At 38.8% G+C, this 13,783-nt stretch carries 13 protein-coding genes; all 13 read left to right on the top strand.

The window, feature by feature from the left end:
* Window positions 1-86: 86 nt before the first annotated feature.
* The 13 genes from FS802_RS15290 (at window position 87) to pyrE (ending at window position 13,747) form a co-directional block, all read left to right on the top strand.
* Window positions 87-416: a TraR/DksA C4-type zinc finger protein gene (locus FS802_RS15290; RefSeq protein WP_001004658.1), complete on the top strand. Its 330-nt coding sequence runs from the start codon at window positions 87-89 to the stop codon at window positions 414-416.
* Window positions 417-540: 124 nt separating this feature from the next.
* A complete protein-coding gene (gene lspA / locus FS802_RS15285) occupies window positions 541-999 on the top strand; it encodes a lipoprotein signal peptidase LspA (RefSeq protein ID WP_000642186.1) in 459 nt (152 codons plus the stop codon).
* Window positions 1,000-1,003: 4 nt separating this feature from the next.
* A complete protein-coding gene (locus tag FS802_RS15280; RefSeq protein WP_144525160.1) occupies window positions 1,004-1,912 on the top strand; it encodes an RluA family pseudouridine synthase in 909 nt (302 codons plus the stop codon).
* 203 nt (window positions 1,913-2,115) lie between these two features.
* The gene (gene pyrR, locus FS802_RS15275; RefSeq protein WP_001156490.1) at window positions 2,116-2,658 is read left to right on the top strand and encodes a bifunctional pyrimidine operon transcriptional regulator/uracil phosphoribosyltransferase; all 543 of its coding nucleotides are present in this window, start codon (window positions 2,116-2,118) and stop codon (window positions 2,656-2,658) included.
* 146 nt (window positions 2,659-2,804) lie between these two features.
* Entirely contained in the window at window positions 2,805-4,088 is a 1,284-nt protein-coding gene (gene uraA / locus FS802_RS15270; RefSeq protein WP_141545898.1) for a uracil permease, read from the top strand.
* A gap of 145 nt (window positions 4,089-4,233) precedes the next feature.
* On the top strand, window positions 4,234-5,148 hold the full coding sequence (pyrB, locus tag FS802_RS15265; RefSeq protein ID WP_098653366.1) for an aspartate carbamoyltransferase: 915 nt from the start codon (window positions 4,234-4,236) through the stop codon (window positions 5,146-5,148).
* On the top strand, window positions 5,132-6,418 hold the full coding sequence (pyrC, locus tag FS802_RS15260) for a dihydroorotase (RefSeq protein ID WP_001108374.1): 1,287 nt from the start codon (window positions 5,132-5,134) through the stop codon (window positions 6,416-6,418). The genes pyrB and pyrC overlap by 17 nt, the downstream gene beginning before the upstream one ends.
* Window positions 6,415-7,512 (top strand): carbamoyl phosphate synthase small subunit, encoded by a 1,098-nt coding sequence (locus FS802_RS15255; RefSeq protein ID WP_098653367.1) that lies wholly within the window; start codon window positions 6,415-6,417, stop codon window positions 7,510-7,512. Before pyrC ends, FS802_RS15255 begins: the two co-directional genes overlap by 4 nt.
* Window positions 7,497-10,715 carry a carbamoyl-phosphate synthase large subunit gene (gene carB, locus FS802_RS15250; protein ID WP_144525159.1) on the top strand — a complete coding sequence of 1,073 codons (3,219 nt, stop codon included), beginning with the start codon at window positions 7,497-7,499 and terminating at the stop codon, window positions 10,713-10,715. The genes FS802_RS15255 and carB overlap by 16 nt, the downstream gene beginning before the upstream one ends.
* A complete protein-coding gene (gene pyrK / locus FS802_RS15245; RefSeq protein ID WP_076539776.1) occupies window positions 10,712-11,491 on the top strand; it encodes a dihydroorotate oxidase B electron transfer subunit in 780 nt (259 codons plus the stop codon). The genes carB and pyrK overlap by 4 nt, the downstream gene beginning before the upstream one ends.
* The gene (gene pyrD / locus FS802_RS15240) at window positions 11,488-12,417 is read left to right on the top strand and encodes a dihydroorotate oxidase B catalytic subunit (protein ID WP_001081030.1); all 930 of its coding nucleotides are present in this window, start codon (window positions 11,488-11,490) and stop codon (window positions 12,415-12,417) included. Before pyrK ends, pyrD begins: the two co-directional genes overlap by 4 nt.
* Complete coding sequence (gene pyrF / locus FS802_RS15235) at window positions 12,402-13,118, top strand: orotidine-5'-phosphate decarboxylase (protein WP_098653369.1); 717 nt, start codon at window positions 12,402-12,404, stop codon at window positions 13,116-13,118. The genes pyrD and pyrF overlap by 16 nt, the downstream gene beginning before the upstream one ends.
* Window positions 13,115-13,747, top strand: a complete 633-nt coding sequence (gene pyrE, locus FS802_RS15230) for an orotate phosphoribosyltransferase (RefSeq protein WP_098653370.1) — start codon at window positions 13,115-13,117, stop codon at window positions 13,745-13,747. Before pyrF ends, pyrE begins: the two co-directional genes overlap by 4 nt.
* Window positions 13,748-13,783 lie beyond the last annotated feature (36 nt).

The raw sequence follows: 13,783 nt of genomic DNA, 5'->3' as shown, positions 1-13,783 counted from the left end.
TTTCCTATGAAGGAAAAATGTGTGTGAGGTAAGCATAGAAATTTCGGACACACTAATCGTACATTGCAGCTGGGAGGAATGTACACGTGAATGAAATGTATATGGAAATCAAAGAAGAATTGCAATTGATGCGAAAAGAGTTACAAGAGAGGCTAGCTAAAGAGGTCATGCACAAATATGATACAGAGTTTAGCGAAGAGCTTGGATATGAAATTAAGGAAGAGATAAAGAAAAAACTCCTATTACATGATATAAAAGAGGACTTAAAAGATGTAGAACGTGCATTATTTAAAATGGAAATAGATATGTATGGTATTTGTGAAGAAACGGGGAGAGCAATTTCGGTAAAACAAATGAAGACGATGCCGACTGCCCGTACCATTCATGAATTTTTCTATGAAAAAGTAAATGTATGAATGCGCACAACGATATTATATTACCTTTTTTTAATTTATTTTATTCTTCTATAAAGGTTCATTGTGAAAAGGTTGCAGCTATGCTAAAATTTTGAGGTACACTGTCTTTGTGGGGGAAATGAAAATGATATATTATGTAATAGCGTTATTTGTCATTGCCATCGATCAAATATCGAAATGGCTAATTGTAAAGAACATGGAATTGGGTACGAGCATTCCGATTATCGATAATGTATTATACATAACATCACATCGAAATAGAGGAGCTGCCTGGGGGATTTTAGAAAATAAAATGTGGTTTTTCTACATTATTACAGTCGTTTTTGTAGTATTTATCGTAATTTATATGCAAAAATATGCGAAAACAGACAAACTTCTAGGGATTTCATTAGGTCTAATATTAGGCGGAGCAATTGGTAATTTCATTGATCGTGTATTTAGACAAGAAGTAGTGGATTTCATTCACGTGTATATTTTCTCGTACAACTATCCAGTATTCAATATAGCTGATTCAGCATTATGTATTGGTGTTGTATTAATTATTATTCAAACATTATTAGAAGGCAAGAAAACGAAGGAGTAATTGAATGAGTGAAGTAGTACAAGTAACAGTTGCAGAAGAACAAAAAAGTGAGCGAATTGATAAATTCGTTGCAGAAATAAACAGTGAATGGTCACGTTCACAAGTACAACAATGGATTAAAGATGATGTCGTTACAGTTAATGGAAAATCGGTAAAAGTGAATTATAAAGTTAAAGAAAACGATGAAATTACAGTAACGATTCCTGATCCAGAAGAGTTAGATATCCAAGCAGAAGATATGGGCTTAGAAATTTATTATGAAGATGCAGATGTACTCGTTGTAAATAAGCCACGTGGTATGGTTGTACATCCAGCTCCAGGGCATACAAGCAGTACGCTTGTAAACGGACTTATGCACCATTGTACAGACCTGTCAGGTATTAACGGTGTAATGCGTCCAGGTATTGTGCATCGTATTGATAAAGATACATCTGGACTATTAATGGTTGCTAAAAATGATGTGGCGCATGAGTCACTTGTAAATCAACTTGTAGCAAAAACAGTAACAAGACGTTACAAAGCGATTGTACACGGTGTGATTCCGCATGATAAAGGAACGATCGATGCGCCAATTGGTCGCGATAAGAAAGAACGTCAAAGCATGACAGTTGATGAAAATGGTAAGAATGCTGTTACGCACTTCCAAGTGTTAGAACGCTTTAAAGATTTTACACTTGTAGAATGTCGCTTAGAAACGGGACGTACGCACCAAATTCGTGTTCATATGAAATATATTGGCTATCCACTTGCAGGAGATCCGAAGTATGGTCCGAAGAAAACATTAGACATGAATGGACAAGCGCTTCACGCAGGTATTTTAGGGTTTGATCATCCTCGTACTGGTGAATATATTCAGTTTGAGGCACCGATTCCAGAAGTGTTTGAAGATGCATTAAATATTTTACGGAAATAGTATTGACAAATCATAAGAAAACTGAGATACTGACAACAGTTAAATAATGATCCTTTAACACAGCCCCGTGAGGTTGAGAAGGTAACGGTTTGAAATACATAGGGTATGCTGTACCCTTTTTTCAAAAGTCCTCTCGCACACGCTGAGAGGACTTTTTTTATACCATTACTCTCACGCAAGAAAAAAGCTTGGAGGTGTAGAGCATGCAAGAGAAAGCTGTCGTTTTAGATGACCAAATGATTCGCCGCGCTTTAACACGAATTAGTCATGAAATCGTGGAACGAAATAAAGGTGTCGATAATTGTGTTCTTGTCGGAATTAAAACGCGTGGAATTTTTATTGCACAACGTTTAGCAGAACGAATTGGTCAAATTGAAGGAAAAGAAATGGAAGTTGGAGAGCTAGATATTACGTTATATCGTGATGATCTAACACTACAATCGAAAAATGAAGAACCACTTGTAAAAGGTTCTGATATCCCTGTAGATATTACGAAGAAAAAAGTTATCCTTGTGGATGATGTATTATATACAGGAAGAACAGTTCGAGCAGCAATGGATGCTCTTATGGATTTAGGTAGACCATCGCAAATCCAACTGGCGGTTCTTGTTGATAGAGGTCATCGTGAACTACCAATTCGCGCTGATTATGTAGGAAAGAACATTCCAACATCAAGTGAAGAGCGTATCGAAGTTGATTTGCAAGAGACAGATCAACAAGATCGAGTAAGCATATACGATAAGTAAAGCCCTTTTAAATGTAGTCCTGTGAGGCTGCCAAAGGGTCTTGGCTTTCATATGTCAAATTTGGCATACGAAAGTGTAGGACTCTTTGTGCACAGGCACAAAGAGTTTTTTTATTGCAAAGATTTAAACTGAAGGAGGATGTAACAATGGAACAAAAGCCAGTGTTAGACGTTAATGAAGTACCGAAACCGGGAAAATGGTTATTTTTAAGTATACAACATTTGTTCGCGATGTTTGGATCAACAGTGCTTGTTCCGTTTTTAACAGGATTGAATCCGTCAGTAGCATTAATATCAAGTGGATTAGGAACGCTAGCGTTTCTTCTTATAACGAAAGGTCAAGTACCTGCCTATCTAGGATCATCATTCGCCTTTATCGCGCCGATTATAACAGCGAAAACAGCAGGTGGACCTGGAGCAGCAATGCTCGGTGGTTTGCTAGCAGGACTTGTGTACATCTTAATCTCACTCGGAATTAAAAAGTCAGGATCAGAGTGGATTATGAAATTACTTCCGCCAATCGTAGTTGGTCCAGTCGTAATGGTAATCGGTCTCGCTTTAGCACATACAGCAGTTAACATGGCGATGAACGGTGCGGATGGCAAATATAGCTTTACACACTTTTCGGTAGCGTTAGTAACATTAGCAATTACAATTATCTGCTCTATATTCGGAAGAGGGTTTTTCAGTATCATACCAGTGTTACTGGGCATTATCGGCGGATATATCTTCGCTTACTTCCAAGGGCTAGTAAACTTAAAGCCGGTAGCTGAGGCAAAATGGTTTGTTGTACCAGATTTCACAGTACCATTTGTAACATATACTCCGGAGTTTTCGTGGAAGATTGTACTCTTGATGGTACCAGTTGCACTAGTAACAATTTCAGAACATATCGGACATCAAATTGTACTTGGAAATGTTATTAAAAGAGATTTAATTGAAAAACCAGGTTTACATCGCTCAATCTTCGGTGATGGAATAGCAACATTGATTGCATCACTAATAGGTGGACCACCGAATACAACGTATGGTGAAAACATCGGTGTGCTAGCAATTACGAGAGCTTACAGCGTATACTTATTCATCGGATCAGCAGTATTCGCAATCATGTTTGGTTTTATCGGTAAGATTTCCGCGCTGATTCACTCCATACCAACACCGGTTATGGGCGGAGTATCAATCTTGCTATTCGGTGTAATCGCATCAAGCGGATTACGCATGATGGTAGATGATAAAACAGACCTAAGTGACAAACGAAACTTAATGATTGCATCAGTAATACTAGTAATCGGTATTGGTGGAGCGGTACTTCATATAGGAGAATCGTTCCAAGTAGAAGGAATGGCACTAGCAGCAATTGTAGGTGTACTATTAAATCTACTACTACCGGAAACGAAACAAATAAAACAATCTAAGCAGATTGCTTCATAATAACCTTTTAATTCAGTCCTGTGAGACCGGAAAGGGTGGCTTCTTCCTTGCACCCTAGTCTCAAATGACTAGGGTATTTTTATACAAAAGTTGTTATAAAAATACAAAAGTGATAACATAAAAATCAGAAAGATGAGGGATGACGATGAGCCATTTGTTAACGATGAGTGAATTATCGGAAGTAGAAATTTCAGAAATCCTAAAAGACGCAGAAGATTTCGCGAATGGAAAAGAGAGCAAAACGACAGAGCAAACTTTTGTTGCGAACTTGTTCTTTGAGAATAGTACGAGAACGAGATTTAGCTTTGAAGTTGCTGAGAAGAGATTAGGGCTTGAAGTTTTAAACTTTTCAGTGGATGCATCTAGCGTACAAAAAGGAGAAACTTTATACGATACGATAAGAACACTAGAATCAATCGGAACAAAAGCGGTGATCGTCCGCCATGAGCAAGATCGCTACTTCGATGAATTAAAAGATCAGGTAAATATCCCAATCTTAAACGCTGGAGATGGATGTGGAAACCACCCAACGCAGTGCCTACTCGATCTTCTTACAATTAAACAAGAGTTTGGAAGATTTGAAGGATTAAAGATTGCGATAGTAGGAGATGTTCGTCATAGCCGAGTAGCACGTTCTAATGCAGAAGCATTAACGAAACTGGGTGCAACAATTTACTTTGCAAGTCCAGAAGAGTGGAAAGATGAAGACAGCACATTTGGAACATACAAACCATTAGATGAACTTGTTCCAGAAGTGGATGTAATGATGTTACTTCGTGTACAACATGAGCGTCATGATCATTATGAAACAGACATTATGAAAGAGTATCATGAGAAACACGGATTAACAGTGGAAAGAGAAAAGCGTATGAAAGAAGGAAGCATTATTATGCATCCAGCTCCTGTAAACCGTGATGTTGAAATTGCAAGTGAACTTGTTGAGTGTGAGCGTTCACGCATATTTAAACAAATGGAAAATGGAGTTTACGTAAGAATGGCTGTACTAAAACGCGCCTTACCAAATGTATTAGGAGGAATGAAACATGAATTACTTGTTTAAAAATGGTCGTTATATGAATGAAGAAGGAAAAATCGTAGCAACAGATCTTCTCGTACAAGACGGTAAAATCGCTAAGGTAGCAGAAAATATTACGGCAGATAATGCTGAAGTAATCGATGTGAACGGAAAGTTAATCGCACCTGGATTAGTAGATGTACACGTACATCTTCGTGAACCAGGTGGTGAACATAAAGAAACAATTGAAACAGGTACACTAGCAGCGGCAAAAGGTGGATTCACTACAATTTGTGCAATGCCAAATACACGCCCAGTACCAGATTGCAGAGAACATATGGAAGACTTGCAAAATCGTATTAAAGAAAAAGCGCATGTCAACGTACTACCATACGGAGCCATTACAGTACGCCAAGCTGGTTCTGAAATGACAGATTTCGAAACATTAAAAGAACTTGGAGCATTTGCTTTCACTGATGACGGTGTAGGCGTACAAGATGCTAGCATGATGTTAGCTGCTATGAAGCGTGCAGCGAAATTAAATATGGCAGTAGTTGCGCACTGTGAAGAGAATACTCTTATTAATAAAGGTTGTGTACATGAAGGGAAGTTTTCTGAGAAACACGGATTAAATGGTATCCCATCAGTATGTGAATCTGTACATATTGCAAGGGATATACTGCTTGCTGAAGCAGCAGATTGTCACTATCACGTATGTCACGTAAGTACGAAAGGTTCTGTACGCGTAATTCGAGATGCGAAACGCGCTGGAATTAAAGTAACAGCAGAAGTAACACCTCATCACTTAGTGTTATGTGAAGATGATATCCCATCAGCTGATCCTAACTTTAAAATGAACCCACCGCTTCGTGGAAAAGAAGATCACGCAGCACTAATTGAAGGTTTATTAGATGGAACAATTGATATGATCGCAACTGATCATGCACCGCATACAGCGGAAGAGAAAGCGCAAGGAATTGAAAGAGCACCATTCGGAATTACTGGTTTTGAAACAGCATTCCCACTTCTATACACAAACCTTGTGAAAAAAGGAATTATTACATTAGAGCAGTTAATTCAATTCTTAACAGAAAAACCAGCTGATACATTCGGCTTAGAAGCAGGTCGCCTGAAAGAAGGTAGAACAGCTGATATTACAATCATTGATTTAGAACAAGAAGAAGAGATTGACCCAACAACATTCTTATCAAAAGGAAAAAATACACCATTCGCAGGTTGGAAATGCCAAGGATGGCCGGTAATGACAATCGTTGGTGGTAAGATCGCATGGCAAAAGGAGAGTGCATTAGTATGAAAAGACAACTTATCTTAGAAGATGGAACAGTATTAATTGGAAAAGGTTTCGGAGGAGAAATCGAAAAGTCAGGTGAGGTTGTATTTACAACAGGAATGACTGGATATCAAGAAACATTATCTGATCCATCATATTGCGGTCAAATCGTAACATTCACGTACCCATTAATCGGAAACTACGGCATCAACCGTGACGATTTTGAATCGATTCACCCATCTGTAAATGGTTTAATCGTAAACGAAATTTGTGATCATCCATCAAACTTCCGTAATGAAATTTCGTTAAATGATTACTTAAAAGAAAGAAATATCCCAGGGTTAGCAGGAATTGATACGAGAAAATTAACGAGAAAAATTCGTCAATACGGTACATTACGTGGACGTCTATGTAACATGGATGCAGATGTAGAATACATCGTGAGCCAATTAAAAGCGACAGTATTTACAGATCACGTGAAACGCGTATCAACGAAAGATCCATACCCAAGCCCAGGCCGTGGACACCGAGTTGTACTTGTAGACTTCGGAATGAAACATGGTATTTTACGAGAATTAAATAAACGCGACTGTGATGTAATTGTAGTACCTTACAATACAACAGCAGAAGAAATTTTACGTCTTAGCCCAGATGGAATTATGTTAAGTAACGGACCTGGGGATCCAAAAGATGTATCAGAAGCAATTGAAATGTTAAAAGACATTATCGGTAAAGTTCCTTTATTCGGAATTTGCTTAGGACATCAATTGTTTGCGCTAGCATCTGGTGCGAATACAAGTAAGTTGAAATTCGGTCACCGCGGTTTAAACCATCCAGTAAAACATCTTGCAACTGGAAAAGTAGCAATTACATCTCAAAATCATGGTTACGCAGTAGAAGAAGAATCAGTTAAAAATACAGAACTTGAAATTACACATGTTGCTTTAAATGATGGAACAGTAGAAGGTCTTCGTCATACGAAGTTCCCAGCATTTACAGTGCAATACCATCCAGAAGCTTCTGCAGGACCAGAAGATGCAAACGATTTATTCGAAGATTTCTTAGCAATGATTGAAAACTTCAAGAAAGAAGGGGAAGAGTTATGCCAAAACGCCTAGACATTAACACAATTTTAGTAATCGGATCAGGACCAATTGTAATTGGGCAAGCAGCAGAGTTTGACTACTCTGGTACACAAGCTTGTCAATCTCTTAGAGAAGAAGGTTACAAAGTAATCCTTGTTAACTCTAACCCAGCAACAATTATGACAGATACTGCAACAGCAGATAAAGTATATATAGAACCATTAACACTAGAATTCGTAAGCCGTATCATTCGTAAAGAACGTCCAGATGCAATCTTACCAACATTAGGTGGTCAAACAGGCCTGAATATGGCTGTTGAACTTGCGAAATCAGGCATACTTGAAGAGTGTGGAGTTGAAATTTTAGGAACAAAATTATCAGCAATCGAGCAAGCGGAGGATCGTGATTTATTCCGTACCTTAATGCAGGAATTAAATGAACCAATTCCATCTAGTACCATTATTCATACGCTAGAGGAAGCACATGAATTTGTAAAAGAAATTGGATATCCAGTTATTGTTCGCCCAGCATTTACAATGGGGGGAACAGGTGGCGGAATCTGTAGTAATGAAGAAGAACTAATTGAAATCGTATCAGGTGGATTAAAACATAGTCCGGTAACACAATGTTTATTAGAGAAGAGCATTGCTGGTTGTAAGGAAATTGAATATGAAGTAATGCGTGATTCAAATGATAACGCGATTGTAGTATGTAACATGGAAAATATCGATCCAGTTGGGGTTCACACAGGTGATTCTATCGTTGTAGCACCGAGCCAAACATTAAGTGACCGTGAATATCAAATGTTACGAAACACTTCATTACGAATTATTCGTGCATTAGGAATTGAAGGTGGATGTAACGTTCAGCTTGCACTTGATCCATATAGCTTCCAATATTATGTAATCGAAGTAAACCCGCGTGTAAGTCGTTCATCTGCACTAGCATCTAAAGCAACTGGATATCCAATTGCGAAGCTAGCGGCAAAAATTGCAGTCGGTTTAACATTAGATGAAATTATAAATCCAGTAACACAAAAAACATATGCTTGTTTCGAACCAGCATTAGACTATGTTGTTTCAAAAATTCCACGCTGGCCATTTGATAAGTTTGAATCAGCAAACAGAACACTGGGTACACAAATGAAGGCAACTGGTGAAGTTATGTCAATCGGACGTAACTTAGAGCAATCATTATTAAAAGCGATTCGTTCTTTAGAACTTGGTGTTTATCACTTAGAGTTAGAGCATTTAAAAGAGCTTGATAAAGAGACAATGAAAAAACGCATTATAAAAGCTGATGATGAGCGACTGTTTATTGTAGCAGAAGCAATTCGTCAAGGTGTAACGAAAGAAGAAATCAATAATTGGTGTGAAATGGACTTCTTCTTCTTACAAAAAGTTGAAAATATCGTAAATATGGAACGCGAAGTAAAAGCAAATGTAGGAAATATGGAAGTATTACAATCAGCGAAAGAAATGGGCTTCAGTGACCATTACATCGCCAATGCTTGGAACAAAACAGAGCGTGAAATTTACGATATGCGTAAAGAAAGCAATATAACTCCTGTTTATAAAATGGTAGATACTTGTGCGGCAGAGTTTGAATCTGCAACACCATACTACTACAGCACATATGGTGACGAGAATGAATCGGTTAGAACAGATCGTAAGAGTGTAGTAGTTCTAGGATCTGGTCCAATCCGTATCGGTCAAGGTGTTGAGTTTGACTATGCAACAGTTCACTCTGTATGGGCAATTAAAGAAGCGGGATATGAGGCAATCATTGTTAATAACAATCCAGAAACAGTTTCAACAGACTTCAGTATTTCTGACAAATTATACTTTGAACCATTAACAATCGAAGATGTAATGCACATTATCGATTTAGAAAAGCCAGAAGGTGTTATCGTCCAATTCGGTGGACAAACGGCAATTAACTTAGCTGCTAAATTAGAGGCTCACGGTGTGAAAATCTTAGGAACATCACTTGAAGATTTAGACCGTGCAGAAGATCGTGATAAGTTTGAAGCAGCTCTAACACAACTTGGTATCCCGCAACCAGTTGGTAAAACAGCAACGACTGTAGAGCAAGCGGTAGCAATCGCTGACAAAATTGGTTACCCAGTATTAGTAAGACCATCTTACGTACTAGGTGGACGCGCGATGGAAATCGTATATCGTCAAGAAGAACTGCTGCACTACATGAAAAATGCGGTTAAAGTTCACGCAGATCACCCAGTATTAATCGATCGTTACATGGTTGGTAAAGAAATTGAAGTAGATGCAATTTCAGATGGTGAGAATGTATTCATTCCAGGTATTATGGAACATATTGAACGCGCTGGAGTTCACTCTGGTGACTCAATCGGAGTATATCCACCGCAAAGCTTATCTGCAAAACTGAAAGAACAAATTATTGAACATACAATTGCACTTGGAAAAGGTTTAAACATTGTTGGATTACTAAACATTCAGTTTGTAGTATTCAAAGATGAAGTGTATGTAATTGAAGTAAATCCACGTGCGAGCCGTACAGTACCATTCTTAAGTAAAATTACAGGCGTACCGATGGCGAATGTTGCAACGAAAGTTATTTTAGGTAAAGATCTTGTAGAGCAAGGATATGGAACTGGTTATCACTCAGAAGAGAAAGAAGTGTATGTAAAAGCACCGGTATTCTCATTTGCGAAGCTACGTTCAGTTGATACAACATTAGGACCTGAAATGAAATCAACAGGGGAAGTAATGGGTAAAGACTTAACACTTGAAAAAGCATTATACAAAGGGTTAGTTGCTTCAGGAATTAACATCCCAACGCACGGATCAGTAATCATCACTGTAGCGGATAAAGATAAAGAAGAAGCAATGGAAATTGCAAAACGTTTCCACGAAATCGGCTATAACTTATTAGCAACAGCTGGAACAGCACAATCGTTAGCAGAGCAAAACATTCCAGTGCAAGTTGTAAATAAAATTGATTCTGAAGAATACAACTTACTTGATATTATCCGTCAAGGAAAAGCACAGTTTGTAATCAATACATTAACAAAAGGCAAACAACCAGCGCGTGATGGTTTCCGCATTCGCCGTGAATCAGTAGAAAATGGTGTGGCTTGCTTAACATCACTTGATACAACGAGAGCAATCTTACGAGTACTAGAATCTATGACATTCTCAGCTCATTCAATGAAAGAAATTACGCAAACGAAGCGTCACGAGGTGGTACATGCATGATGCAAAAGCAAAATATGATCGTCGTTAACCAAAAAGAAATCGCAAAAAACATTTACGAATTAGTGCTTCAAGGGGATCTAGTGCAGCAAATGAACGATCCAGGGCAGTTTGTACACATTAAGGTAGCAGAGGGCATTACGCCCCTTCTGCGCCGCCCAATTAGTATTTGTAATGTCAATCAAGACAAGAACGAATTTACAATGCTATATCGTGCGGAAGGACAAGGAACAAAAACATTAGCGAAAAGAAAACAAGGCGAACTTGTAGATGTGTTAGGCCCACTTGGACATGGTTTTCCTGTAGAAGAAGCGGAAGCTGGACAAACGGCTCTATTAGTTGGAGGGGGAATTGGTGTACCACCACTATATGAATTGTCACAGCGTCTTGTAGCAAAGGGAGTACGCGTTATTCACATCTTAGGTTTCCAAACGAAAGATGTTGTCTTCTATGAAGAGAAATTCGCAGAGCTTGGTGATACGTATGTTGCAACAGTTGATGGTACGCATGGTACAGAAGGCTTTGTAACAGATGTAATTGATAGCTATGGAATCGACTTTGACATTCTATACTCATGTGGACCTTTAGCGATGCTTCGTGCATTAGAAGGACGCTATAAAGAGAGAAAAGCCTACATTTCATTAGAAGAGCGTATGGGCTGTGGCATTGGAGCATGTTTCGCATGTGTATGCCATTTACAAGCAGATCCGAGTGGACATTCTTACAAGAAGGTGTGTAGCGACGGACCAGTATTTCCAATCGGGGAGGTTGTACTATGAACAGATTGCAAATTGAATTACCAGGGTTATCATTAAAAAATCCAATCATCCCAGCATCTGGTTGCTTCGGATTTGGTCGTGAGTATGCACAGTTCTATGATTTAAGTGTACTTGGATCAATTATGATTAAAGCGACAACAGAACAGCCTCGTTACGGAAACCCAACGCCTCGTGTTGCGGAAACACCAGGCGGGATGCTAAATGCAATCGGGCTTCAAAATCCTGGATTAGAAAAGGTAATGAATTCTGAATTACCTTTTCTCGAGCAATTTGATCTTCCGATTATTGCAAATGTTGCTGGCTCACAAGCTGAGGATTATGTAGCAGTTGCGAAGGAAATTTCAAAGGCACCTAATGTTCATGCGCTAGAATTAAATATTTCTTGTCCAAACGTAAAAACGGGTGGTATCGCTTTTGGTACGAATCCTGAAATTGCTGCTGATTTAACGAAGCGAGTAAAAGAGGTTTCTGAAGTACCGGTATATGTGAAATTGTCACCGAACGTGGCAAACATTGTGGAGATTGCAAAAGCAATTGAAAATGCGGGTGCAGACGGTTTAACGATGATTAATACATTGCTTGGTATGCGTCTAGATTTAAAAACTGCAAAACCAATTTTAGCAAACCGTACGGGCGGACTATCAGGGCCTGCGATTAAGCCGGTAGCAATTCGTATGGTACATGAAGTAAGTCAAGCGGTTAACATTCCGATTATTGGAATGGGTGGTATTGAAACTGCGGAAGATGTAATTGAATTTTTCTATGCTGGTGCAAGTGCGGTTGCAGTTGGAACAGCGAACTTTATCGATCCGTTCGTTTGTCCGACAATTATTGAAGAGTTACCAGCAGTACTAGATGAATTAGGATTTGATCACATTTCGGAATGTCAAGGAAGGAGCTGGAAGCAAACATGTCACAGTCGTTAATTGTTGCACTAGATTTTCCAGGGAAACAAGATGTAGAACAATTCTTACACCACTTTGAAGGGGAAGAGTTATTTGTCAAAGTTGGTATGGAGTTATTTTACAAAGAAGGCCCTGCGATTATTACGTACTTAAAAGAAAAAGGGCATAAGATCTTCCTAGATTTAAAACTTCATGATATTCCGAATACAGTAAAAAGCGCTATGCGTAGCCTAGCTAGTCTAGATGTTGATATGGTAAATGTTCATGCTGCTGGGGGAAGCAGTATGATGAAAGCTGCGATTGAGGGATTAGAGGAAGGTAAGCAAGAAGGAAAAGAGAGACCGATTTGTATTGCAGTTACACAACTAACAAGCACTTCGGAAGCTATGATGAAAAAAGAGATTGGCATTGAGAAAATGTTAGAAGAAGCGGTTGCTCATTATGCAAAACTAACGAAAGAAAGTGGACTTGATGGCGTTGTTTGTTCAACACTTGAAGTTCCGAAATTACGTGAAGTATGCGGAAATGAATTTGTAACAGTAACACCGGGGATTCGTCTTGCAAGCGATGATGTAAATGACCAGGTGCGCGTAGCAACACCGAAACGTGCGAGGGAACTTGGCTCAAGCTACATCGTAGTTGGACGTAGTATTACAAAAGCAGAAAATCCGCTTGAAGCGTATAAAACAGTAAAACAACAGTGGGAAGGTGTAACAGTATGAAAAAAGAAATCGCATCGCATTTATTAGAAATTGGAGCAGTATTTTTACAACCGAATGATCCATTCACTTGGTCTTCAGGTATGAAATCACCAATTTATTGTGATAATCGTTTAACTTTATCTTATCCAAAAGTACGTCAAGCGATTGCAGCTGGATTAGAAGAGTTAATTAAAGAGCACTTCCCAACTGTAGAAGTTATTGCAGGAACAGCAACTGCTGGTATTGCGCACGCTGCATGGGTAAGCGATCGTATGGATTTACCAATGTGCTACGTACGTAGTAAAGCAAAAGGTCACGGTAAAGGGAACCAAATCGAAGGAAAAGCTGAAAAAGGTCAAAAAGTAGTAGTAGTAGAAGACTTAATTTCAACTGGCGGTAGTGCAATTACATGTGTAGAAGCACTTCGCGAAGCTGGATGTGAAGTGTTAGGAATCGTATCAATCTTCACATACGAGCTAGAATCAGGAAAAGAAAAACTAGAAGCAGCTAACGTAGCATCATACTCTTTAAGCGACTACAGTGCATTAACTGAAGTAGCAGCAGAAAAAGGTATGATCGGACAAGCTGAAATGAAAAAATTACAAGAGTGGCGTAAAAATCCAGCTAATGAAGCTTGGATCACAGCGTAACACGAAAAAAGACGACTGCGGGGGAACGCGGTCGTT

This window comes from Bacillus sp. DE0042 (genome assembly GCF_007680225.1).
GTDB lineage: Bacteria > Bacillota > Bacilli > Bacillales > Bacillaceae_G > Bacillus_A > Bacillus_A wiedmannii.
This window is presented reverse-complemented; position numbering and strand designations above follow the sequence as displayed.

What these genes read in the sequence shown, in the direction of transcription:
- pyrE (WP_098653370.1), top strand. Translation starts at nt 13,115, where the DNA reads ATGAAAAAAGAAATCGCATCGCATTTATTAGAAATTGGAGCAGTATTT.
- lspA (WP_000642186.1), top strand. Translation starts at nt 541, where the DNA reads ATGATATATTATGTAATAGCGTTATTTGTCATTGCCATCGATCAAATA.
- pyrD (WP_001081030.1), top strand. Translation starts at nt 11,488, where the DNA reads ATGAACAGATTGCAAATTGAATTACCAGGGTTATCATTAAAAAATCCA.
- carB (WP_144525159.1), top strand. Translation starts at nt 7,497, where the DNA reads ATGCCAAAACGCCTAGACATTAACACAATTTTAGTAATCGGATCAGGA.
- pyrF (WP_098653369.1), top strand. Translation starts at nt 12,402, where the DNA reads ATGTCACAGTCGTTAATTGTTGCACTAGATTTTCCAGGGAAACAAGAT.
- pyrR (WP_001156490.1), top strand. Translation starts at nt 2,116, where the DNA reads ATGCAAGAGAAAGCTGTCGTTTTAGATGACCAAATGATTCGCCGCGCT.
- FS802_RS15280 (WP_144525160.1), top strand. Translation starts at nt 1,004, where the DNA reads ATGAGTGAAGTAGTACAAGTAACAGTTGCAGAAGAACAAAAAAGTGAG.
- FS802_RS15255 (WP_098653367.1), top strand. Translation starts at nt 6,415, where the DNA reads ATGAAAAGACAACTTATCTTAGAAGATGGAACAGTATTAATTGGAAAA.
- pyrB (WP_098653366.1), top strand. Translation starts at nt 4,234, where the DNA reads ATGAGCCATTTGTTAACGATGAGTGAATTATCGGAAGTAGAAATTTCA.
- uraA (WP_141545898.1), top strand. Translation starts at nt 2,805, where the DNA reads ATGGAACAAAAGCCAGTGTTAGACGTTAATGAAGTACCGAAACCGGGA.
- pyrK (WP_076539776.1), top strand. Translation starts at nt 10,712, where the DNA reads ATGATGCAAAAGCAAAATATGATCGTCGTTAACCAAAAAGAAATCGCA.
- pyrC (WP_001108374.1), top strand. Translation starts at nt 5,132, where the DNA reads ATGAATTACTTGTTTAAAAATGGTCGTTATATGAATGAAGAAGGAAAA.